Annotated in this window: 18 protein-coding genes; 9 read left to right on the top strand and 9 right to left on the bottom strand. The window is 62.0% G+C overall.

The features are described from left to right. The first annotated feature begins 38 nt into the window (after window positions 1-38). The 3 genes from PVE35_RS06285 (at window position 39) to PVE35_RS06275 (ending at window position 3,746) form a co-directional block, all read left to right on the top strand. Window positions 39-743 (top strand): hypothetical protein, encoded by a 705-nt coding sequence (locus PVE35_RS06285; RefSeq protein WP_277374150.1) that lies wholly within the window; start codon window positions 39-41, stop codon window positions 741-743. A gap of 73 nt (window positions 744-816) precedes the next feature. Continuing rightward, a complete protein-coding gene (gene lon, locus PVE35_RS06280; protein WP_268182137.1) occupies window positions 817-3,213 on the top strand; it encodes an endopeptidase La in 2,397 nt (798 codons plus the stop codon). A 140-nt stretch (window positions 3,214-3,353) separates the two neighbouring features. Then, the gene (locus tag PVE35_RS06275; protein ID WP_277374149.1) at window positions 3,354-3,746 is read left to right on the top strand and encodes a protease inhibitor I42 family protein; all 393 of its coding nucleotides are present in this window, start codon (window positions 3,354-3,356) and stop codon (window positions 3,744-3,746) included. 280 nt (window positions 3,747-4,026) lie between these two features. Here PVE35_RS06275 and PVE35_RS06270 read toward each other — a convergent pair whose 3' ends face one another. The 8 genes from PVE35_RS06270 to kdgD all read right to left on the bottom strand — a co-directional run bounded on the left by PVE35_RS06270 (window position 4,027) and on the right by kdgD (window position 13,641). Then, a complete protein-coding gene (locus PVE35_RS06270) occupies window positions 4,027-4,788 on the bottom strand; it encodes an ABC transporter permease (protein ID WP_264145852.1) in 762 nt (253 codons plus the stop codon). Beyond that, entirely contained in the window at window positions 4,785-5,714 is a 930-nt protein-coding gene (locus tag PVE35_RS06265; RefSeq protein ID WP_277374148.1) for an ABC transporter ATP-binding protein, read from the bottom strand. Before PVE35_RS06265 ends, PVE35_RS06270 begins: the two co-directional genes overlap by 4 nt. Window positions 5,715-5,915: 201 nt before the next feature. Beyond that, window positions 5,916-6,857, bottom strand: coding sequence for a 2-hydroxyacid dehydrogenase (locus PVE35_RS06260; RefSeq protein ID WP_268182130.1), 942 nt, complete (start codon window positions 6,855-6,857; stop codon window positions 5,916-5,918). Between the two features lie 26 nt (window positions 6,858-6,883). Next, the gene (locus PVE35_RS06255; protein ID WP_277374147.1) at window positions 6,884-8,302 is read right to left on the bottom strand and encodes an FAD-binding oxidoreductase; all 1,419 of its coding nucleotides are present in this window, start codon (window positions 8,300-8,302) and stop codon (window positions 6,884-6,886) included. Between the two features lies 1 nt (window position 8,303). Beyond that, on the bottom strand, window positions 8,304-9,860 hold the full coding sequence (gene garD, locus PVE35_RS06250) for a galactarate dehydratase (RefSeq protein ID WP_277374146.1): 1,557 nt from the start codon (window positions 9,858-9,860) through the stop codon (window positions 8,304-8,306). Window positions 9,861-9,882: 22 nt separating this feature from the next. Beyond that, window positions 9,883-11,208: an MFS transporter gene (locus tag PVE35_RS06245; protein ID WP_277374145.1), complete on the bottom strand. Its 1,326-nt coding sequence runs from the start codon at window positions 11,206-11,208 to the stop codon at window positions 9,883-9,885. Window positions 11,209-11,264: 56 nt separating this feature from the next. After that, entirely contained in the window at window positions 11,265-12,614 is a 1,350-nt protein-coding gene (gene gudD / locus PVE35_RS06240) for a glucarate dehydratase (protein ID WP_277374144.1), read from the bottom strand. Between the two features lie 115 nt (window positions 12,615-12,729). Beyond that, window positions 12,730-13,641 carry a 5-dehydro-4-deoxyglucarate dehydratase gene (gene kdgD, locus PVE35_RS06235; protein ID WP_277374143.1) on the bottom strand — a complete coding sequence of 304 codons (912 nt, stop codon included), beginning with the start codon at window positions 13,639-13,641 and terminating at the stop codon, window positions 12,730-12,732. Between the two features lie 329 nt (window positions 13,642-13,970). On the opposite strand from kdgD, the gene PVE35_RS06230 reads away from it, so the two are divergent. From PVE35_RS06230 to PVE35_RS06205, 6 genes are all read left to right on the top strand, one after another. Continuing rightward, window positions 13,971-14,135 (top strand): hypothetical protein, encoded by a 165-nt coding sequence (locus tag PVE35_RS06230; RefSeq protein WP_277374142.1) that lies wholly within the window; start codon window positions 13,971-13,973, stop codon window positions 14,133-14,135. A gap of 56 nt (window positions 14,136-14,191) precedes the next feature. Next, the gene (locus PVE35_RS06225; RefSeq protein ID WP_277374141.1) at window positions 14,192-15,586 is read left to right on the top strand and encodes an enolase C-terminal domain-like protein; all 1,395 of its coding nucleotides are present in this window, start codon (window positions 14,192-14,194) and stop codon (window positions 15,584-15,586) included. Window positions 15,587-15,622: 36 nt separating this feature from the next. Continuing rightward, the gene (locus PVE35_RS06220) at window positions 15,623-16,600 is read left to right on the top strand and encodes a tripartite tricarboxylate transporter substrate binding protein (RefSeq protein ID WP_277374140.1); all 978 of its coding nucleotides are present in this window, start codon (window positions 15,623-15,625) and stop codon (window positions 16,598-16,600) included. A 66-nt stretch (window positions 16,601-16,666) separates the two neighbouring features. Further along, entirely contained in the window at window positions 16,667-17,173 is a 507-nt protein-coding gene (locus tag PVE35_RS06215; RefSeq protein WP_268182120.1) for a tripartite tricarboxylate transporter TctB family protein, read from the top strand. 9 nt (window positions 17,174-17,182) lie between these two features. Continuing rightward, complete coding sequence (locus PVE35_RS06210; RefSeq protein WP_277374138.1) at window positions 17,183-18,703, top strand: tripartite tricarboxylate transporter permease; 1,521 nt, start codon at window positions 17,183-17,185, stop codon at window positions 18,701-18,703. A 297-nt stretch (window positions 18,704-19,000) separates the two neighbouring features. Continuing rightward, entirely contained in the window at window positions 19,001-19,768 is a 768-nt protein-coding gene (locus tag PVE35_RS06205; RefSeq protein ID WP_277374137.1) for a UPF0489 family protein, read from the top strand. Between the two features lie 189 nt (window positions 19,769-19,957). On the opposite strand, the gene PVE35_RS06200 is transcribed toward PVE35_RS06205, so the two are convergent. Then, a complete protein-coding gene (locus PVE35_RS06200) occupies window positions 19,958-22,117 on the bottom strand; it encodes an SEC-C metal-binding domain-containing protein (RefSeq protein WP_277374136.1) in 2,160 nt (719 codons plus the stop codon). Between the last annotated feature and the right edge of the window lie 408 nt (window positions 22,118-22,525).

Here is a 22,525-nt window from a genome sequence, read left to right as displayed (position 1 = left end):
ACGCCGCCTTACTCAGCCCACCCCAAGAAGCGGGCCTTATGCTCAATGAACCCTTGACCATGCTTGCCCTGGTGCTGGCACTGCTAACCCTTGCGTTCGTACTGGGCAGACACCCTTCCCCGCGACGCGAGCAAATGCGCTGGCAACTGGACAACCAGCTCATCCGCCATTGCCTGGATCTGCTCCAGGCGATGCAGAAACACCGGGGCCTGGGCGCTCTGCATGATGCCATGGGTATCACCCAGCGCCATGCGGTAGCCGACGAGCTCGATCAGCTCTGGCAGGACTGGCCAGGCGCCGACCTGCAATTACCAGCGCTGCACGAGCAATGGCCGATGCTAAGGCGCAACCCGCACGACTTCGACGGCCACTGTCGCCAGATAGAAGCCCTGCTGGAAGTGCTCGAACAGCTCGAGGATCGCCTCTATCAAAGACAACACCTGGACATTCGCGGCCTGGGCGAAGCCTGCCGAGCCCAGGAAAATCTCGCTCGCCTGCGTGGCCTGGCAGTACGCGCCGCCTATCATGGGCGCTGCCCATCCGGACTAAGGGTACAACTGGAGTTTCTCTGCTCACATCTGCATATCGAAGACGATGAGTCCGAGTTGCCTGCCCTGCTCGAACGCCTGCGCGAGGACTTGATTGATGCTCCCCAGGTTCGCATCACCCCGGGCGAGTGCTTCGCCCTGTTCACGCCACTTCTGGAACGACGCCTGCAACGCATCCGTCAGAAGTGGTCATGAAGCGGCATGGCAGCCGTTGAAAAGCCCGAGCCCTCTCCCCATGTAGCATCCAACGCATACGCAAAGGTGCTCCATGAACGATCAGGACAACACCCCGGAAGCTGTCGAAGTTCACGTCCAAGCCAGCAGTACTGGCCTGGTACTGCCTGCGCAGCAGTTCCCGGACAAGCTCTACATCATTCCCATCCACAACCGCCCGTTCTTCCCGGCGCAGGTGCTGCCCGTGATCGTCAATCAGCAGCCCTGGGGCCGCACCCTGACGCGCGTCGGCAACACCGAGCACAAGTGCATGGCGGTGTTCTTCGTCGACACCCCGCCGGACGAGCACGGCGAGTTCGATCTGGCCAGCCTGCCCGAGCACGGCACCCTGGTGCGCGTACACCATGTCAGCGAGGAAGGTGGCAAGCTGCAGTTCGTCGCCCAGGGCCTGACCCGCGTGCGCATCCGCGGCTGGCTCAGCCGCCGCGGCCCGTACCTGGCCGAAGTGGAATATCCACAAGCCCCGGCCGACCCGCGTGATGAGGTCAAGGCCTACGGCATGGCGCTGATCAATGCGATCAAGGAGCTGCTGCCGCTCAACCCGCTGTACAGCGAGGAGCTGAAGAACTACCTCAATCGCTTCAGCCCCAACGACCCGTCGCCACTCACCGACTTCGCCGCCGCGCTGACCACCGCCCCAGGCCGTGAGCTGCAGGAAGTGCTGGATACCGTGCCTATGCTCAAGCGCATGGAGAAGGTGTTGCCGCTGCTGCGCAAGGAGGTGGAGGTCGGCCGCCTGCAGAAAGAGTTGTCGGCCGAGGTGAACAAGCAGATCGGCGAGCGCCAGCGCGAATTCTTCCTCAAGGAACAGCTCAAGCTGATCCAGCAGGAGCTGGGCATCAGCAAGGACGACAAGAGCGCCGACCGCGAGGAATTTCTCGCCCGCCTCGAAGGCAAGACCCTGCCAGCCCCCGCACAGAAGCGCATAGACGAAGAACTGAACAAGCTGTCGATCCTGGAAACCGGCTCGCCGGAATACGCCGTCACCCGCAATTACCTGGACTGGGCCACCGCCCTGCCCTGGGGCGTCAACGGCGAGGACAAGCTCGACCTTGGCCGCGCGCGCAAGGTGCTGGACAAGCACCACGCCGGCATGGACGACATCAAGCAGCGCATCACCGAGTTCCTCGCCGTCGGCGCATTCAAGGGCGAGATCGCCGGCTCCATCGTGCTGCTGGTCGGCCCGCCCGGGGTGGGCAAGACCAGCATCGGCAAATCCATCGCCGAATCACTCGGCCGGCCGTTCTACCGTTTCTCGGTGGGCGGTATGCGTGACGAGGCGGAGATCAAGGGCCATCGCCGCACCTACATCGGCGCCATGCCCGGCAAGCTGGTGCAGGCGCTGAAGGAAGCCGAGGTGATGAACCCGGTGATCATGCTCGACGAGATCGACAAGATGGGCACCAGCTACCAGGGCGACCCGGCCTCGGCGCTGCTGGAAACCCTCGATCCGGAGCAGAACGTCGAGTTCCTCGACCACTACCTGGATCTGCGCCTGGATCTGTCCAAGGTGCTGTTCGTCTGCACCGCCAACACCCTCGACTCCATCCCCGGGCCGCTGCTCGACCGCATGGAAGTGATCCGCCTGTCCGGCTACATCACCGAGGAAAAGCTGGCCATCGCCAAACGCCACCTGTGGCCCAAGCAGCTGGAAAAAGCCGGCGTGCCGAAGGCGCGCCTGTCCATCAGCGATGCGGCGCTGCGCGCAGTGATCGAAGGCTATGCCCGCGAGGCCGGCGTCCGTCAGCTTGAGAAACAGCTAGGCAAGCTGGTGCGCAAATCGGTGGTCAAGCTGCTGGAAGATCCCGAGGCGAAGATCCGCATTGGCGCCAAGGATCTCGAGGAAGCCCTCGGCATGCCGGTGTTCCGCAACGAGCGGGTGCTGGCCGGCGTCGGCGTGATCACCGGCCTGGCCTGGACCAGCATGGGCGGCGCCACCTTGCCGATCGAGGCGACGCGCATCCACACGCTCAACCGCGGCTTCAAGCTTACCGGCCAGCTCGGCGAGGTGATGAAGGAGTCGGCGGAGATCGCCTACAGCTACGTCAGTTCGCACCTCAAACGGTTCGGCGGCGACCCGACCTTCTTCGACCAGGCCTTCGTCCACCTGCACGTGCCGGAAGGCGCCACACCCAAGGACGGCCCCAGCGCCGGCATCACCATGGCCAGCGCCCTGCTTTCGCTCGCACGCAACCAGGCGCCGAAGAAAGGCGTGGCCATGACCGGCGAGCTGACCCTCACCGGCCAGGTGCTGCCCATCGGCGGCGTGCGTGAGAAGGTGATCGCGGCGCGCCGGCAGAAGATCTTCGAGCTGATCCTGCCGGAGGCCAACCGCGGCAGTTACGAGGAGTTGCCGGACTACCTCAAGGAAGGCCTGACCGTGCACTTCGCCAAACGCTATGGGGATGTAGCAAAGGTACTTTTTGAATAGCCGCAAACGGCAAGCTTCAAGCCGCAAGAAGGAGCGGCGGCCGCTTCGGCTTGTCGCTTGCAACTTGTGGCTTGTGGCTTGTGGCTTGTGGCTTGCCGGTAAGGCTATGCTGGGCCAGGTTTTATTGACTGGAGTTCAACATGCACGCCACCTTGCGCCTGCTCACACTGCCCGCCCTGGCCTTGCTCAGCGCTTGCACCCACCAGTCCGGCACACTGGAGTTGAGCCAGCAGCGGCAATGTCCACTGACCCTGGACAAGGGTCAACTGCTGATCCTCAGTCTGCCCAGCAACCCCACCACCGGCTTTCGCTGGGAGGTGCGCGATGGCGCCGAGAGCGTGCTGCAAAGCCTCGGCCCCGAGGTCTACAGCAACCCCGAAGATCCCGGCCTGGTCGGTGCTGGCGGCATCTCCACCTGGCGTTTCACCGCCCAGGAACGTGGCGAAGGCCGCCTGCTGCTGACCTACCAGCGCCCCTGGGAGACAGACGTGCCACCGGCTGAAACCTTCGAGTGCGAATTGCGGGTGAAATGAACAGAACTGCTTCTGTGGGGAGGGGCTTTAGCCACGACGACTCAAAATCAGTCGCCACTAACAGGCCGTTGAAAAACGTAGGCGACGACTGCATGGATGCAGGAGGTAGAGCGAAGCAGGAAGCCCGAGCCGAGGCAGCCAGTGCAAGGTAAAAACAGGCGAAAAAGCGCAGTTTACGAGTTGTAAATGAGCATTTTGAGCCTGTTTTTAACGCAGCAATGGCAACACAGGTAGTTTTTCAACAGCCTGCTAAAGCGCCTCCCACAAATCCCTGCCAGGTTCAGCTCTTGAGCCGGTAGCCGGTCTTGAAGATCCACCCCACCAGCAGAATGCATAGCGCCAGAAAGCCCAGCACCATCGCCAGGCTGACGCCGACGTTGACGTCGGACACGCCGTAGAAGCTCCAGCGGAAGGCGCTGATCAGGTACACCACTGGGTTGAACAGGGTCACCGTCTGCCAGGCCGGCGGCAGCATGCTGATGGAGTAGAAGGCCCCGCCGAGGAAGGTCAGCGGCGTGACGATCAACGCCGGGACGATCTGCAGTTTCTCCCAGCCATCGGCCCAGACGCCGATGATGAAGCCGAACAGGCTGAAGGTCAGCGCCGTCAGCACCAGGAACGCCGCCATCCACAGCGGATGCTGGATCTCGAAGTCGACGAATAGCCTTGCGGTGAGCAGGATGATGATGCCGAGAATCACCGACTTGGTCGCCGCCGCACCGACATAACCGATCAAAATTTCCAGGTAGGACACCGGTGCCGAAAGAATCTCGTAGATGCTCCCCGAGTACTTGGGCATGTAGATGCCGAACGAGGCGTTGGAAATGCTCTCGGTCAGCAGCGCCAGCATGATCAGCCCGGGAATGATGAAGGCGCCGTAGCTCACGCCCTGTACCTGGGTCATGCTCGAACCGATGGCCGAGCCGAACACCACGAAGTACAACGAGGTGCTGATCACCGGGGTGGCGATGCTCTGCAGCAGGGTGCGCCAGGTACGTGCCAGCTCGAACAGGTAGATGGCCTTGATGGCATACAGATTCATGCGCGCGACTCCTTGAGCAGGGATACGAAAATCTCTTCCAGCGAACTCTGGCTCGACTGCAGATCCTTGAAGTCGATGCCGTGCTGGGCCAGATCACGCAGCAGTTCGGCGATACCAGTGTTCTCGTGCTGGGCATCGAAGGTGAACACCAGGGCATGGCCCTGATCGGCCAGTTCCAGACCATAGTGCGCCAGCTCGGCCGGCACGCAGGACAGCGGCTGCTGCAACTGCAGCGTCAGTTGCTTCTTGCCCAGCTTGTGCATCAGCACCTGCTTGTCCTCTACTAGGATGATGCGGCCCTTGCTGATCACCCCGATGCGATCGGCCATTTCCTCGGCCTCTTCGATGTAGTGGGTGGTCAGGATGATGGTTACGCCCCGCTCGCGCAGGCGCCGCACCATGTTCCACATATCGCGGCGCAGCTCGACGTCAACGCCTGCGGTGGGTTCGTCGAGAAAGAGAATCTGCGGCTCATGGGAGAGCGCCTTGGCGATCATCACCCGGCGCTTCATGCCGCCGGACAGCTCCATGATCTTGGCATTGCGCTTGTCCCACAGCGACAGATCCTTGAGCAGTTGCTCCAGATAAGCCGTATCGGGCTTCTTGCCGAACAGGCCGCGGCTGAACTTGACCGTGGCCCAGACCGTCTCGAACACGTCACTGACCAGCTCCTGCGGCACCAGGCCGATCTGCGAGCGGGCCGCGCGGTAGTCGTGGACGATGTCCTTACCGCCGACCAGCACCTTGCCTTCGCCCGGATTGACGATGCCACAGATGATGCTGATGAGGGTGGTCTTGCCGGCGCCATTGGGGCCCAGCAAGGCGAAGATCTCGCCCTGGCGAATGTCCAGGTCGATGCCCTGTAGCGCCGGATGCCCGGACGCATAGATCTTGTTCAATTGCTGAATGGAAATGACCGACTGCACGGTGGATGGCCCCTTGCCTGCGGAAAACGCCACAGTTTACAGGGCATGAGCCGGCGACATCAGCGCATAGGAGAAAAAACGGCGCACTTGTGGTGCGCCGGGGATGCTGCAGGTGAGGTAGAAAACGATTACAGCGCTTGTGGCGATGCAACCATAGGCCAGGCGGCAGGCACCGCCCGGCGTATTCGCTGGCGAGCGGGATCAGAGCGGCGTCAGCAGCTTGCCGGTGGCGATGAAAGCGCGCAGGTTGTCCAGCACCAGATCGGCCATCTGCTGGCGCGTCTCGACACTGGCGCTGCCGACGTGCGGCAGCAGCACCACGTTGTCCAGTTCGCGCAGCGCCGTCGGCACCTGGGGTTCACGCTCGAAAACGTCCAGCCCGGCGCCAGCGATCACCTTCTGCTGCAACGCCGTGATCAGTGCGGCCTCATCGACCACCGAGCCACGTGCCACATTGATCAGAAAACCATCCGGGCCAAGTGCTTCGAGCACCTCGCCGTTGATCAGATGATGGGTGGCCTTGCCGCCCGGGCAGGTCAGCACCAGGAAATCCGCCCAGCGCGCCAGCGCCAGCAGATCCGGCTCATGCTGGTATGGGCTGCCCTCGACCGCACGGCGATTGTGGTAACGCACCGGCATGGAGAAACCCGAGGCGCGCAGGGCCACCGCCTCGCCAATGCGGCCGAGGCCGACGATACCCAGGCGCTTGCCGCTGACCCGACGCGCCAGCGGGAAACCCGTGGTGCTGTTCCAGGCGCCACTACGCACGAATCGATCGGCCTCGGACAGACGCCGAGCGCTGTCGATCATCAGGCCCATGGCCAGGTCCGCCACGCAATCATTGAGCACGTCCGGCGTGGTGCTGAGGACGATGCCGCGATCACGCAGCAGCTCTAGCGGATAGGGGTCGTAGCCGACGCCGAAACTGCAGATGGCGCGCAGATTCGGCAGCAGCGCAAGCTGGTCAGCCGTGCAGCCGAAACGTGCCGAGGACACCATGTAAATGAACTGCTCGCCCTGCTCGCGCAGGAACGCCAGCGGCTCGACCTGCTGCCACAGTGCACTGACCTCGTATTCCTCGGCCAGCTCGCGGTTGAAACGCTCGCTCAGCGGGCCGATCTGCAGCACCTTGGGTTTGCTCATGGTTCCTCCTGTTTGGATCGTGCGACTCACAGCAATTTGCCCGGATTCATCAGCCCGGCCGGATCCAGCACCTGCTTGATGCGGGTCATCAACTCCAGCTCCAGCGGCGCCTTGTAGTGCTGCGCAGCCATGCGCTTGGATTGGCCCAAACCATGTTCGGCGCTAATGCTACCGGCATCTTCCAGGGTCGAGTCGTAGATCACCCGCATGATCGCTTCGGCCTGCGCCTTGAACGCGGCATCCTCGGCGCCGATTGGCTTGCTGATGTTGTAATGCAGGTTGCCGTCGCCGACGTGCCCGTAGGCCACGATGCGCACACCGGGAAACGCCTGCTGCAGCGCCCGGTCGGTACGCGCGATGAAGTCGGGAATACGGCTGACCGGCACGCTGATGTCGTGCTTGAGGCTCGGCCCTTCATGGTTCTGCGCCTCCGAGATGCCTTCGCGCAGCGCCCACAACGCGCGCACCTGGGCGTCGCTGGCGGCAACCACGGCATCCAGCACCACGCCTTGCTCGAAGGCGGCGCCGAGGCCCTGTTCTAGCAGTTCGTTCAAGAGCGCGTTGGGCTGGGTGTCACTCAGTTCAATCAGCACGTACCAGGGATGCGCTTCGGCAAAAGGGTCGCTGACACCAGCGACATGACGCAGGACGAACTCGACGCTTTGCCACGACATCAGCTCGAAGCCGGTCAGGCGGTCGCCACACAAACCACGCATCTGCCCGATCAACTCGACGGCTGCCTGCGGGCTGGACAGCGCCACCCAGGCGGTGGTCAGGCTGCGCACGGCCGGGAACAACTTGAGCACGGCGGCGGTGATGATACCCAGGGTTCCCTCGCTGCCGATGAACAGGTGCTTGAGATCGTAGCCGGTATTGTCCTTGCGCAACCCGCGCAGGCCGTCCCAGATGCGCCCATCGGGCAGCACCACTTCCAGGCCCAGGGTCAGGTCGCGCATGTTGCCGTAGCGCAGCACCGCGGTACCGCCGGCATTGGTCGCCAGGTTGCCACCGACCGTGCAACTGCCCTCGGCGCCCAGCGACAGCGGGAACAGCCGGCCGACTTCGGCGGCGGCCTCCTGCAGTTGCTGCAGGATCACCCCGGCCTCGACGGTGATGGTGGCGTTGGCCACGTCCACTGTGCGGATGCGCTTCATGCGCGTCAGCGACAATACGACCTGCGCTCCGGAGTCGTCCGGAATCGAGCCGCCGCACAAGCCGGTATTGCCGCCTTGTGGCACCAGGGCAACGCCGGCCTTTGCGCACAGGCGCACCACGGCGGCAACCTCCTCGGTCGAGGCCGGGCGCAGCACAGCAGCCGCCTGGCCACGGTAGGCGCCGCGCCAGTCGCTCAGGTAGCTCTGCATGCGCTCGGCGTCAGTGATCAGGCCAGCCTCGCCGACCGCCTCGCGCAGCGCCTGGAGCAGATCATCCGGCAGGCCACTCATCTCAGGTCACCGGCGCCGGGTTGAACAGCACCAGATCGTTATGCAGACGCAGCCGTTCGGCGCAGGTCTGCTTACGACCGCTGGCCACGTCCAGGTAGAGCTGGAAGATGTGCCAGCCCATATCCTCCAGCGTCATGCGCCCGGAAACGATCTGCCCGGCGTCGACGTCGATCAGATCCGGCCAACGCTCGGCTAGCTGGGTGCGCGTGGCCACTTTGATCACCGGCACCATGGCCAGACCATAGGGCGTACCACGCCCGGTGGTGAAGATATGCAGGTTCATGCCCGCCGCCAGTTGCAGGGTGCCGCAGATGAAGTCGCTGGCCGGCGTGGCGCAAAACCACAGGCCCTTGCCACGGATGCGCTCGCCCGGCGCGACCACTCCGGCGATGGTGCCGTTGCCGGACTTGGCGATGGAGCCCATGGCCTTCTCGACGATGTTGTTCAGCCCGCCCTTCTTGTTGCCCGGCGTGGTGTTGGCACTGCGGTCAGCCATGCCGCGCGCCAGGTAGCGGTCGTACCAGTCCATCTCGCGGATCAGCGCATCGGCCACTTCGACACTGGCGGCACGCGGCGTGAGCAGGTGAATACCGTCACGCACCTCGGTGTTCTCGGAGAACATCACGGTGGCGCCAGCGCGCACCAGCAGGTCGGCGGCCACGCCGAGCGCCGGGTTGGCGGTGATGCCGGAGAAGGCATCGCTGCCGCCGCACTGCATGCCGACCACCAGTTCGGAGGCCGGCACGGTCTCGCGGCGACGCTGGTCGAGCACCTTCAGGCGCTCCTCGATCATGCCCATGATCTGCTCGACCATGCCGGTGAAGCCGGTGCCGGAGTCCTGCAGGCGGAACAGCCAGTCCTCCTCGTCCATGCCGCTGGTGAGCAGGTCGCCATCCATCAACTGGTTGGCCTGCAGCTTCTCGCAGCCGAGGCTGATCACCAGCGCCTGGCCACCCAGGTTGGGATTGCGGCTGATGTTGTACAGGGTGCGGATCGGCACCACCGCGTCAGGCGCGTTGATTGCCACGCCGCACCCGTAGCTGTGCGACAGCGCCACCACGTCATCGACATTCGGGTACTTGGGCAGGATTTCCTTGCGCACGCGCTCGACCACATGATCGAGCACGCCGACCACGCACTGCACGGTGGTGGTCACGCCAAGGATGTTACGGGTGCCGACGCTGCCGTCCGGGTTGCGGAAGCCCTCGAAGCTGTAGCCCTCCAGTGGCTCGCCAGGCGCGGCCTTGAGGGTCGCCTTGGGCAGGTTGTCCAGCAGCGGCGGCTCGGGCATACGCAGCACCTGCTCGGTCACCCAACTGCCAGCGGCGATGGATTTGAGCGCATAGCCGATGACCTCGCCATAACGCACCACCTCACCGCCTTCGGCGATATCCACCAGCGCCACCTTGTGGCTCTGCGGGATGCCTTCGATAGCCGTCAGGCCGTCGTCGAACTGTCCGCCTGCGGCGACGCCCTGGTCATTGACCACCACGCCGACGTTGTCGCTCGGGTGCAGGCGGATGTAACGGGGCGAATCCTGATGGGGAATCAACTGCATGCTGCGTGCTCCTGTTGTGCGCTCAGGATGCCGAGCCGGACGTGGCGTCCAGCTCGACCCTGTGAATACGGCCGACGATCAGGCCGAAGCTGACGACCGCCAGCAGGGCATTGAGGCCGACATAGACCAATGCCCCATCGAAAGAACCGCTGTGGCTGACCAGGTAGCCGATGACGATGGGCGTGGTGATCGCCGCCAGGTTGCCAAAGGTGTTGAACAGGCCGCCGGACAGGCCGAGGATCTGCCGGGGCGAAGTGTCGGCCACCAGCGTCCAGCCCAGCGAGCCGAGGCCCTTGCCGAAGAACGCCAGAGCCATCAACGCCACCACGGCAGCATCGCTGTCGACATAGATGCACAGCACCACCGCACTCGACAGCAGCAGGCCGAGCACCATCGGCAGCTTGCGCGCCAGGGTCAGCGAGTGGCCGCGACGCAGCATGCCGTCGGACAACAGCCCGCCGAGCACGCCACCGATGCAGCCGCTGATGGCCGGCAAGGCGGCGGCGAAACCGGCACCGAGAATACTCATACCGCGCGCCTGCACCAGGTAGACCGGAAACCAGGTGAGAAAGAAGTAGGTAATGGCGTTGTTGCAGTACTGACCGAGGTAGATGCCGATCATCGTGCGCTGGCGCAGCAGCAAGCCCAGGTAGCGCCACTGCGAACCGCCAGTACTGCCGCGCTGCCCTTCCAGATCGATCAGCGCCCCACCCTGCTCCAGGTGGGCCAGCTCCGCTGCACCAATACGCGGGTGCTGACGCGGGCCGTGTAGCTGTTTGAGCCAGACGAACGACAACGCCAGACCGAGGCAGCCAAGCACGATAAATACCGACTGCCAGCCCATGGCTTGCACCACCCAGCCCATCAACGGCGCGAACAGCGCGGTGGCGGCGTACTGCGCCGAACTGGAAATGGCCGTGGCGGTGGCGCGCTCGGCGGTGGGAAACCAGGAGGCGATGATGCGCGCATTGCCGGGAAAGCACGGCGCACTGGCAAAGCCCACCAGCAGCCGCAGCAGGAACATCGAGGTCACCGCCCAGGTGGTCGGCAGCCAACCGACGAAGCCCTGCAGCAGGGTCAGCGCCGACCAGACGAACAACGCCAGGGTATACACCGGCTTGGTGCCGAAGCGGTCGAACAGCCAGCCGCCGGGAATCTGCCCGATCACGTAGGCCCAGCCGAACGCCGAGAAGATATAGCCGAGGGTCACCGCGTCGATGCCCAAACCGGCCTGCATCGCCGAACCGGCGACCGACAGACTGGAGCGATCGGCGAAGGTGATGGTGGTGACCAGAAACAGCATCAGCAGGATGCTGTAGCGCACATGACCGGGTTTGGCGGCTGGCATCAGGGGAACTCGCGCGGGGAACGAAGGGCCCGGCGCACGGCGCCGGGCGACCTGGCTCAGCGTACCAGGCAGGGCTTCTTGTTATCGAAGGTCCAGCCCGGAATCAGGTACTGCATGGCCACTGCGTCGTCACGCGCCCCCAGGCCCTTGGCCCGGTACAGCTCGTGCGCCTTGGCCAGCGCATCCCAGTCCAGCTCGACGCCCAAGCCTGGGGTTTTCGGCACCTGCACCAGACCACCTTCAATGCGCAGCGGGTTGCGCGTCAGGTACTGGCCGTCCTGCCAGATCCAGTGGGTGTCGATGGCGGTCACACGCCCCGGCGCGGCGGCGGCGACGTGAGTGAACATGGCCAGGGAAATGTCGAAGTGGTTGTTCGAGTGCGAGCCCCAGGTCAGGCCCCAGTCGTTGCACATCTGCGCCACCCGCACGGAACCGGCCATGGTCCAGAAATGCGGGTCGGCCAGCGGGATGTCCACCGATTGCAGGGAGATGGTGTGGCCCATCTGCCGCCAATCGGTGGCGATCATGTTGGTCGCGGTGGGCAGACCGGTGGCACGGCGGAACTCGGCCATCACCTCGCGACCTGAGTAACCGTTCTCGGCGCCGCAGGGGTCTTCGGCATAGGCCAGCACGCCATGCAGGTCACGGCACAGGGCAATGGCCTGATCCAGCGACCAGCCACCATTGGGGTCGAGCGTCACACGAGCATTCGGGAAGCGCGCGGCCAGGGCACGGATCGCCTCGACTTCGGCCTCGCCATGCAGCACGCCGCCCTTGAGTTTGAAGTCGTTGAAGCCATAACGGGCATGGGCGGCCTCGGCCTGACGGACGATGGCCTCGGGAGTCAGCGCGGTCTGGTTGCGCACGCGCTCCCAGGCGTCGTCGGCGTCGCGCTCATCGCGGTAGCCGAGATCGGTCTTGTCCTTGTCGGCGATGAAGAACAGATAGCCGAGCATCTCCACCGCGTCGCGTTGCTGGCCTTCGCCAAGCAGCGCGGCGACCGGCACACCGAGGTGCTGGCCGAGCAGGTCGAGCAGCGCCGACTCCAGGGCGGTGACGGCATGGATGGTGATGCGCAGGTCGAAGGTCTGCAGGCCACGGCCGCCGGAATCGCGATCAGCGAAGGCGCGGCGCACCTGATTGAGCAATGCGTTGTAGTTGCCGACTGGCTGGCCGACGAGGATCGAGCGGGCGTCTTCGAGGGTCTTGCGAATGCCCTCGCCGCCGGGGACTTCGCCGACACCGACGTGGCCGGCGCTGTCCTTGAGAATGAGGATATTGCGGGTGAAGTAAGGGCCGTGGGCACCGCTCAGGTTGAGCAGCATGCTGTCCTGGCCGGCGACCGGTACGACTTGCAGCTCGGTGATCAGCGGAGTACCGACAGCGGCAGGGGTCTGTGAATTCATGAGCGTTACCCTGTTGTTCTTATGGGGTGGATGGTCATTCAACGCGGCCGCGCCCGTAAACGGGCGCGGCGCCAAGGCTAGTGGTCGCTCAAGGCATGAGGAACCGATAGCGGTATTACTGCGCGCCTTGCGCTTCGATCAGCTTGGCCAGGGCTTCGTACTCGTCCGGCAGCAGATCGGTCAGCGGTGCACGTACCGGGCCGGCATCGTAACCGACGATCTTGGCACCGGCCTTGACGATGCTCACCGCATAACCGGCCTTGCGGTTACGGATGTCCAGGTACGGCAGGAAGAAATCGTCGATCAGTTTGCCAACGGTGGCGTGATCGTCGGCGGCAATGGCCTTGTAGAAGGCCATGGCGGTTTTCGGGATGAAGTTGAACACGGCCGAGGAATATACCGGTACACCCAAAGCCTTGTAGGCCGCGGCGTAAACTTCGGCAGTCGGCAGGCCACCGAGGTAGGTCAGGCGCTCACCCAGACGCCGACGGATCGACACCATCAGCTCGATATCGCCCAGGCCGTCCTTGTAGCCGATCAGGTTCGGGCAACGCTCGGCGACCTGCTCCAGCAGGCTGGCGTTGAGACGGCAAACGTTGCGGTTGTAGACCACCACACCGATCTTCACCGATTTGCACACCTGCTCGACATGCGCGGCAACGCCGTCCTGCGAGGCTTCGGTCAGGTAATGCGGCAGCAGCAGCAGGCCCTTGGCGCCCAGGCGCTCGGCTTCCTGCGCCATCTGGATGGCCACGCGGGTCGGGCCACCAACGCCAGCCAGGATGGGCACGGACTTCTCGCAGGTGTCCACGGCGGTCTTGATCACGGCGCTGTATTCGTCCGGCGCCAGGGAGAAGAACTCGCCCGTACCGCCGGCTGCGAACAGGGCGGAGGCGCCGTAAGGTGCCAGCCACTCGAGGCGGCGGACATAGCCAGCCTGGTTGAAATTACCGGCAGCATCGAAGTCGGTCACCGGGAAAGACAGCAGACCGGAAGAGAGGATGGACTTGAGTTCTTGTGGATTCATTGTGCGAACACCCTGTAATGCGAGTTGTGAGAAATGGCGTCAGCCTCGGCTGTAGAGATACGTTATCGTACAACAAATAAAAAAACACCAGTTTTTCCATTCACCGTTCGTCGTAGCGCTTCCCCGCATCCCTCAACTTTCAACGCACGGCCCCGTGTTATCAAGGAAATTCAGATACAGAGGATGCGCTCAACACGCCTCTCGAGCAGCAGCAGGGTTATCATCAGCAAGCAAAACAGCGTTGACAGGTCAGGATCGGACTGGTACTAATTTCGCCAAGTCATACGACAACCTATGACAAACCAATAAAAACAAGCGAGGCCCAGGTCATGTCACAGACCTTCATTGCCGCCCTGCCCTGCCATCGTGCTGGTCATTGCACCGACGCCAGCAGCCGCCCGAACAGCGCAATCCGTACAGGCTTCGTTGCCGTCCATGCCCATGCTCTCACTTGCCGCCGCGAGGCTCGCCTGCCGACCCCGGCGCACGACTGAACCGTACCTTCGCCATTGCGGCCAAGGGCCGCGCCAGTTTCGGAGCCCCAGCCAAGATGTACGAAGCATCCCGCCACAGCACGCCACAGATCGTCGACATGCAGGTCATCCCGGTCGCCGGCCATGACAGCATGCTGCTCAATCTGTGTGGCGCCCATGCCCCCTACTTCACCCGCAACCTGGTACTGCTCAAGGACAGCGCCGGTAACACGGGTTGCGGTGAAGTGCCAGGTGGTGAAGGTATTCGTCAGGCACTGGAGCGCTGCCGCGAACGGGTGATCGGCCAGCCGCTCGGCCGCTACAACCGCATTCTCAACAGCCTGCGCCAGGCCATCGCCGGGCCGGCCAAGGGGCCGCAGACCACCCGGCACCAGGTCACCTCGGAATCCGAAGCACGCGTGCTCAAGCAACCGCACGAGATCAACCTGCGCCTGGACAATGTGATCACCGCCGTCGAGGCGGCCCTGCTCGACCTGCTCGGCCAGCATCTGGACGTTCCGGTGGCCGAACTGCTTGGCAGCGGCCAACAGCGCGACAGCGTGCCCATGCTCGCCTACCTCTTCTATATAGGTGATCGTCAGCGTACCGACCTGCCCTACCTCGCCGGCGAAGGCTCGGCGGATGACTGGTACCACCTGCGCCACCAGGCTGCGATGGCCCCGGAAGCCATCGCCCGCCTGGCCGAAGCGGCGCATGCGCGCTATGGCTTCAACGACTTCAAGCTCAAGGGCGGGGTGATGCGCGGCGCCGAGGAAATGGAGGCGATTCGCGCGATCAAGGCGCGCTTCCCCAACGCCCGTGTCACCCTCGACCCCAATGGCGCCTGGTCACTGGATGAAGCCATCGCCCTGTGCCAGGGGCAAGGCCATGTGCTGGCTTACGCCGAGGATCCCTGTGGCCCGGAAAATGGCTTTTCGGGCCGCGAAGTGATGGCCGAATTCAAGCGCGCCACCGGCATTCCCACCGCCACCAACATGGTCGCCACCGACTGGCGGCAGATGGGCCACTCGCTGCGCCTGGAGGCCGTGGACATTCCCCTGGCCGACCCGCACTTCTGGACCATGCAGGGCGCCGTGCGCCTCGGCCAGGTGTGCGAAGAATTCGGCCTGACCTGGGGTTCGCACTCCAACAACCACTTCGACATTTCCCTGGCCATGTTCACCCATGCCGCCGCAGCCGTGCCGGGTCGCGTCACCGCCATCGACACCCACTGGATCTGGCAGGAAGGCACCGAGCGCCTGACCCGCGAGCCGCTGCAGATCATAGGCGGCCAGGTGCGGGTAACCGACAAGCCCGGCCTCGGCATCGAGCCGGACATGGAGCGGATCATGGCCGCTCACGAGCTTTACAAGAAGGTGGCCAACGGCGCGCGTGACGACGCCATGGCCATGCAATACCTGGTTCCGGGTTGGCAATACCACCCGAAACGTCCCAGCCTCGGTCGCGACTGACTCACGCGACTTCGATTCACCATCCGGAGCATTCCAATGAAAAAAACATTCCGCGCCTCCCTTCTTTCTGCCATCGTCGGCATCGGTGCCCTGGTCAGCCATGCGGCCACCTTCGCCGATGAGGTCAACTGGCCGACCCGCCCGATCCAGGTGGTGGTCATCGCCAACCCCGGCGGCGATACCGACTTCAACGCCCGCATGATGGCCAAGTACTTCAACCAGATCACCGGCAAGACCATGGTGGTGACCAACGTCGCTGGTGGCGGTGGCACCCTGGCGGCCGAACAGGTCAAGGGCGCAGCGCCGGATGGCAACACCATTCTCTTCACCCATCCGGGCCAAATGATCGTCAACGAGGTCGCCGGGCTGACCGAAGACAGCTATGAGACCTTCGACGTGTCCTGCATCGCCGGCGTCGACAAGAGCACCGTGTTCGTCGCCTCCAAGCAATCCGGCGTGACCAACATGCAAGACCTGATCGACAAGTCCAAGGCCAATCCGGGCAGCATCACCTATGGCACCGAGATGGGCAGCTTCTCCCACCTGCAGGGCCTGATGCTGGAAAAACTCGCCGGCATCAAGCTGAAGATGGTCGACGGCGGCACCGTATCCGACCGTGTGGTCGGCATGCTCGGCGGTCGCCTGGACATGGGCGCCATCACCTATGGCTCAGTGCAGGACTATGTCCAGGGCGGGCAGATGGTCGCACTGGGCCAGCCCAACGCCGAGCGTAACCCCATGATTGGCGATGTACCGACCCTCAAGGAACAGGGCCTGGACATCACCATGGACAAGCCCTACATCGTGGCCTTCCCGAAGGGCACCGACCCAGCCATCGTCAAGAAGATGTCCGACCTGATGAAGCAGATCACCGAAGTGCCCGAGTACGCCGAGGATCTGAAGAAGTTCAAGCAGCCGGTCGCCTTCTATCCCACCGAAGAAGCCAAGGCCATCCTGGCCAAGACCCGCGACGATTTCATGCAGTTCAAGGATGAGCTGCGCAAGGCCAAGTAAGCCCTCAAGTGATGCGGGCTGGCATCAGGCTGGCCCGCATCGCACCTCAGAACATCGAGGCATGCGATGAGCACCCTGAACAAGAAAGAACTGATCATCGGCGTCGCCATGCTGGTCGCCAGTATCGGCTACATGGCGATGAGTTACCAACTGCCCGGGCACGCCGGCGTCGACGCCGCCACCCTTCCCGTCCTGCTCTCCGGCCTGCTTCTGCTATTGGGCGTGATGCAGGTGCTCGGCGCCTTTGCCAGCAAGACGGCAGTGAACAACGAAGCCCCCAGCCAGGATGACAGCAGCGAAACCGCTGCACCCGCGATCGTCGAACCCAGGACGGTGTTCAAGACGCTGGGCCTGATCCTCGCTTACATGGCCCTGCTCGGCCCGGTGGGTTTCCCGATCATGACCGCGCTGTACCTGTACCTGCAGTTCATCGTGCTGACGCCGGTGAACCAGAAAGTCCGTCACCTGACCTACGCCCTGATCGCCGTGATCAGCTCGGCCGTCATCTTCCTGCTGTTCCGCGAGGCCTTCGACCTGTTGCTGCCCGCTGGCCTGCTGAACGACTTCCTCTGAGGATCGACCATGCTCGAATTACTGCAGCAAGGCTTCGGTGCTGTCTTCTCCATCCATATCATGCTGCTGATGGCCATCGGCGTAGCCGTGGGCATCGTGTTCGGCGCCGTACCCGGCCTGTCCGCCACCATGGCGGTAGCCCTGTGCCTACCGCTGACGTTCACCATGGGCCCGCAGGCGGGCCTGTCGCTGCTGGTGGCGCTGTTCATCGGTGCCACCTCCGGCGGTCTGATCTCGGCGATTCTATTGAAGATTCCCGGTACGCCCTCCTCCATCGCCACGGTGTTCGACGGCGGCCCACTGATGGAACAGGGCCATGGGGTCAAGGCACTGGGTATAGGGATCGTCTTCTCCTTCCTGGGCACCATCTTCAGCATCGTCGCGCTGATGTTCCTCGCCCCGCAACTGGCCAAGGTGGCCCTGAGCTTCGGCCCGCATGAATACTTCGCCATCGCCGTGTTCTCCCTGACCCTGATCGCCACCCTGTCGGCCGGCTCCATGGTCAAGGGGCTATTCGCCGGTGCGCTGGGCATTGCCGTGTCCACCGTCGGCATCGCACCGGTGGAAGCCATCCGCCGCTTCACCTTCGACTTCAGCGAGCTGAACGGCGGCTTCTCCATGCTCACGGTGATGATCGGCATGTTCGCCGTGGCCGAGATCATCAAGGTAGCCGAAACCGGCCGTCATGCCGTACAGGGCAAGGCCAAGTCGGTGAGCATGAAGAACATCAAGGGCTTCGGCTTCTCGCTCAAGGAGTTCCGCGAACAACTGCCCAACGCCGGCCGCTCCGGGCTGATCGGCCTGGGCATCGGCATCCTCCCGGGCATCGGTGCCGGCACCTCCAACCTGGTGTCCTACATCATCGCCAAGAAGCGTGCGAAGGACGGCCACACCTACGGCAAGGGCAACATCGGTGGCGTGGTAGCCAGCGAAACGGCCAACAACGCCGGCATCGGTGGCGCCATGCTGCCGCTGATGACCCTGGGCATCCCTGGCGACACCGTCACCGCGATCATGCTCGGTGGCTTCCTGATCCACGGCATCCAACCCGGCCCGCTGCTGTTCATCAGCCAGGGCCCGCTGGTGTACACCATCTTCGCCGCGCTGATCGTCGCCACCTGCATGATGCTGTTCATGGAGTTCTACGGCCTGCGCCTGTTCATCAAGCTGCTCGACGTGCCCAAGCACATCCTCCTGCCGATCATCCTGGTGCTGTGCGTGGTCGGTGCCTTCGGCCTGTCCAGCCGCTTGTTCGACGTCTGGTCGATCCTGCTGTTCGGCCTGCTCGGCTATGGCTTCGTCAAGGCGGGCATGCCGGCGGCGCCGTTCATCATCGGCTTCATCCTCGGGCCGATGGCGGAAACCAACCTGCGTCGTGGCCTGATGCTGTCGGACGGCAGCTTCGCCGACTTCTTCACCAATCCCATCGCCGGTACCTTCCTGGGTCTGGCCCTGGCCTTCGTGCTCTGGCAGGTGTTCAGCGCACTGCGTCCCAAGCCCAGCGCGATCAACGAGATCCTGCGTACCTGAGCCAGACGGCAAAAAAGGCCCCGCCAGCTAATCGGTTGGCGGGGCCTTTTGCTTGATTACTTGCAGACTCGCTTGGCGATCCAGCGACGGTACCTCTAGCATCCCTTGGCTGCATGGCTCGCTGACAGCCTTTGCTGCGGCAGAAAACGGCCAGGAGCAGCCGGTCGCTAGTCGAGCCTCTAATCAAATACTGGTGTCACAAGCAGAGTTGATGTGTGGTTGCCAGTGCTTTTGTTGTGAGCTAAGTTGCCTGCGACATTTGAAAGATGGCCGCCATGGGATCGGAGATTCTGGTGGTTGGGTGATTATCTCTGGAGGCAAGCTTTGGCGTGTACCTGGCATATCCCTTTGTCGCACCGCGGAGTGTCGGGGCACGGCACACAGAACTTTCTCTGGCAAAACGGCCCTGTCTACATCATGGACAATCACCGGGCCGCCTGGTGGTGCTGGCTACGACACCTAGTGCCCGGCGAGCCGATTGACCTTTTTCATATCGATCGACACACCGATACACTGACTAGCAATTTGCCGCTCTGGAAGCAAAGCTTACCTACACAAATGCATGGCGTTTCCCTGCAGGATTATCTGGGGTACCGAACCGAAGTGCACGGCTTTGATACGGTGACGATTCGATGGGATAACTACCTCAGCCTCTTCCTCGAATACGAGCAAGCGAACCTCGGAAGTGTTTTCTTCGCGACGCATGGGGACGGTGATGCCCCTAATCTCCTCTCAGGCTCGTGGCGGGACATCGTTCCCTGGGAGCTACCTGCCAATTTCGACTTCTACTTAAGCCAGGGAAATAACTGGATCGTTAATGTCGACTTGGACTATTTTTTTTGCAAAATGGACGATGGGAGCTGCCAGCGCTTTCTGGCTGAGGCCTATGTGCGAGACCTCTGTTTTGCGATCAAGAAGAACCTGGACAATGGTCGGATCAAGGTTCTGACGATTTGCCTGACACCTGATGATGATGGCTTTAGCGGTGGATGGGCTTCTGCGGAGACGCTGTGCGCCGAGGTCTGCCAGTACTTAGGGATCCAGGACTTCCAGTTACCTTCTTGAAGGACTCACGAGTCATGGCCAATCAATCACAGTCACAAGAGCAAGGCGTTTGGATATTCAAAGACCAGTCTCCAAAGAGGGTCGAGCGATGTTATTTCTGAGAACGGAAGGTATCTAAAAAAGCCGGGGCTATTCAGTGGGCTGTCGGGCAGGCCTTCATTTAGACATCGCAACCCCCAGCATCTGGCCTCAGAGACAGCACTTTTTGTACTTAATGCCGCTTCCACAAGGACACGGGTCGTTGCGTCCATACTTCTTAGGAGCGAGCGCCCGTTCCATTGTCTTAATAGCCCTTCCGAATGTAGAAGAAGGCTTCATGTCTTTGGTTAACTCATCCATCTCAGGGGATCGTTCCCAGGGGAAACTGAGCGTGATTCCGAATTGGATTTCGCCCTTGAGCCCCACAGACACCCCGTACCACTGTGCAGCCCGCTGAGCGTACTTTCGTTTGGCGCAGTGCACCTCCAGGGATCTGACGGCGTCTTGGCTGGGTGTAGGATTGCAATGGAAGCAAATCCCCGTCCCTGGCTCAGACATTCCCAGTACGAAGTCATGCCGTTTGCCATCCATCTTTGCCATGTTGGTCAAGCCTTCGATGGCCTTATGAACCGTCTTACACGATTCCTCCCCCATAGACAGCAGAGTGAACCCCAGCTCAAGAACCGCAGGTTCAGGCTGGCGCTCGATCTGCTCAATCAATCGCTCGTAAAACGTCCCCCTCATCTTGGTGAGGATGCCTTCAGGGACTCGCTTGCCGGGGAGACCTTCCCGCCGAACAGTCATTGCGGTGTCCAAATCCGCTGCGATCGAGTCCTCCAGCATTACTAGGTTGTATTCGTCATCGAGCCAGAGATTGCACCGCAGATGGTAGGCAAGAGCGGTAAGCTCGTGCCCCATCATCAGCTTATGTGACGACTCAAGGCGCATTCGGACGTAGCTCAGAAAACGCAACGGTGTATCCAGCATCTCTGCTAGTACATCCAGCAAAAATACGTCCATCACGAAGGGCGGGCGAACAATCTCATCAGAGTTATATTTCAGGTACTGGCTGGCTTGAAACGCTAGTGCAGGGTAGTGATCGGACACCACGCAGAACGGGTAGATTTCCTTGATCTGCTTCGGTAGCACGACAGCCTGGCCACGATCATCTTCGAGCCTGCATTTTCCGGAGTTAATAGCCGCGGCGCACTCCGCCCCTTGGTCATAGGCCTTCTGAATCGCTGCGGCGAAGTCAGCCTTAATTTGCCCATCGTTACCTTTGCGGGCAGCTAGGGTTAGCTTTTTGGCTTTTGCCTGAACGATGATGATCCGGTCACCAAAAATGACCAGTACGTCCGCTTCGGCAACAATCCGCTTGCCCTCAAATAGATTGACGTTGGTATAGACACCGGCCTTTCCAAAGACGGAGGCCAGGCGGCGCTGAGAAAACTGTTCGGTGAAGGCTCCTCGATTGTCCGAAGCCTGTTGCTTGTAGTTTTCATCCTGGTTCATCCAGAAGAAAGGCGACTCGTAGAGCGCTTCGTAAATCGAGTAGTGAGAGAACAGCAACACTGAGCCACGCCCTGTCGGCAGCAATGGGGTTGCTGCGACTTGGTTGAAGTCTCCGATCTCCTTGAACAGGCCATTGTGGCCACTGAACGTTAGCGCTTTGAAAACTGCTTCAACGACATCAATCTCCTGACCAGAACGCTGGGCTATCTCCTGCGCGGTGAACTCGAAGAGCTCAAGAACCGGGCCTACAGGTATTTCTCCTACCTTGGTTTCGCCGATCAATCCTGTTTCATTGGTGGCGCGCGCATCCATCAACGAACACATCGCACTCGCCACTCGAAGAGCTTGGGCACTGCTGAACCCCATAACTCTCTTTAACCAGTCATCATCGGGGGCGTGCTTCTCCGCAAAAAAATCACGGTACTGGAAGCTGTAGGCTGACTCGGTGCCATAGAAAATTGGCTCCTTCATCATTGCGCCTTGCCAAAAATCGTCCATGGCGGTGCCCTGTTGAGCCTGGGTGATGAGCTCGCCGATTGTCAGGCCGGTCATAGCGTCGTGAAGCTCGCCTAGCAATTCGTCAGTGCGGGAAACATAACCTCTCAGCGTGCCTTCATCGACCTCAGTTAGATCTACAGGTTGACGCATCATCAGTCCCAACAACGTGCTTATTTCATTGCGATTGAGTCTTTTTCGGCTAAACAGATACTCAAGGTCGGAAGCCTTGTACTCACCTTGAAACGATACGAGGTTGTCGCGGTAACAAATACCGGCCACAGCATGAACGTAACCAGGCTGGGCCGTTAGAACTCTCAATTCCTCAAAAACTTCGGCTTCGCTTCGTTGCGTGGAATGCATTCCCGTTACTCCAAGGTTCATGACTTAGGATTGGTGCCGGTGGACGCTCCTCACCTAGTACAAGCTGATGCGGCAGCCGATCATTAGATTCGTGAGGCTAGCAAAAAAAAATCTGCGGATCTGTCCGACAATAAATGGAATTGACCGCTCTGAGGTACCGGACGCCCCGCGAGCAAACAGGGCTGGGGCTTGCAATGCTCACCTACTGGGATGTACGTGACGATCTTGAGGAAAACAGCTTGCGGCTGGGGGAGCCGGAAGAGGAAACTCCGAGCAACTCTTCATCATGGCTGTGCCTCCAACCAGCCAACAAATGCCACATCGCCTGCGTGTCTTTCTCGACCAGCTAGAGGCATCTTTGTGCAATCCGCATTGACCGCTATTGGCCGATGCCAGCCGGACGTGACA

This window comes from Pseudomonas sp. AA-38 (genome assembly GCF_029457475.1).
Lineage (GTDB): Bacteria > Pseudomonadota > Gammaproteobacteria > Pseudomonadales > Pseudomonadaceae > Aquipseudomonas.
Note: the sequence above shows the minus strand (reverse complement) of the source record. Positions and strands in the feature narration are given on the sequence as shown.

Bases quoted from the DNA above. Each gene is read 5' to 3' on its own strand.
- PVE35_RS06285 (WP_277374150.1), top strand. From the start codon at position 39: ATGCTCAATGAACCCTTGACCATGCTTGCCCTGGTGCTGGCACTGCTA.
- lon (WP_268182137.1), top strand. From the start codon at position 817: ATGAACGATCAGGACAACACCCCGGAAGCTGTCGAAGTTCACGTCCAA.
- PVE35_RS06275 (WP_277374149.1), top strand. From the start codon at position 3,354: ATGCACGCCACCTTGCGCCTGCTCACACTGCCCGCCCTGGCCTTGCTC.
- PVE35_RS06270 (WP_264145852.1), bottom strand. From the start codon at position 4,788: ATGAATCTGTATGCCATCAAGGCCATCTACCTGTTCGAGCTGGCACGT.
- PVE35_RS06260 (WP_268182130.1), bottom strand. From the start codon at position 6,857: ATGAGCAAACCCAAGGTGCTGCAGATCGGCCCGCTGAGCGAGCGTTTC.
- PVE35_RS06255 (WP_277374147.1), bottom strand. From the start codon at position 8,302: ATGAGTGGCCTGCCGGATGATCTGCTCCAGGCGCTGCGCGAGGCGGTC.
- garD (WP_277374146.1), bottom strand. From the start codon at position 9,860: ATGCAGTTGATTCCCCATCAGGATTCGCCCCGTTACATCCGCCTGCAC.
- PVE35_RS06245 (WP_277374145.1), bottom strand. From the start codon at position 11,208: ATGCCAGCCGCCAAACCCGGTCATGTGCGCTACAGCATCCTGCTGATG.
- gudD (WP_277374144.1), bottom strand. From the start codon at position 12,614: ATGAATTCACAGACCCCTGCCGCTGTCGGTACTCCGCTGATCACCGAG.
- kdgD (WP_277374143.1), bottom strand. From the start codon at position 13,641: ATGAATCCACAAGAACTCAAGTCCATCCTCTCTTCCGGTCTGCTGTCT.
- PVE35_RS06230 (WP_277374142.1), top strand. From the start codon at position 13,971: ATGTCACAGACCTTCATTGCCGCCCTGCCCTGCCATCGTGCTGGTCAT.
- PVE35_RS06225 (WP_277374141.1), top strand. From the start codon at position 14,192: ATGTACGAAGCATCCCGCCACAGCACGCCACAGATCGTCGACATGCAG.
- PVE35_RS06220 (WP_277374140.1), top strand. From the start codon at position 15,623: ATGAAAAAAACATTCCGCGCCTCCCTTCTTTCTGCCATCGTCGGCATC.
- PVE35_RS06215 (WP_268182120.1), top strand. From the start codon at position 16,667: ATGAGCACCCTGAACAAGAAAGAACTGATCATCGGCGTCGCCATGCTG.
- PVE35_RS06210 (WP_277374138.1), top strand. From the start codon at position 17,183: ATGCTCGAATTACTGCAGCAAGGCTTCGGTGCTGTCTTCTCCATCCAT.
- PVE35_RS06200 (WP_277374136.1), bottom strand. From the start codon at position 22,117: ATGCATTCCACGCAACGAAGCGAAGCCGAAGTTTTTGAGGAATTGAGA.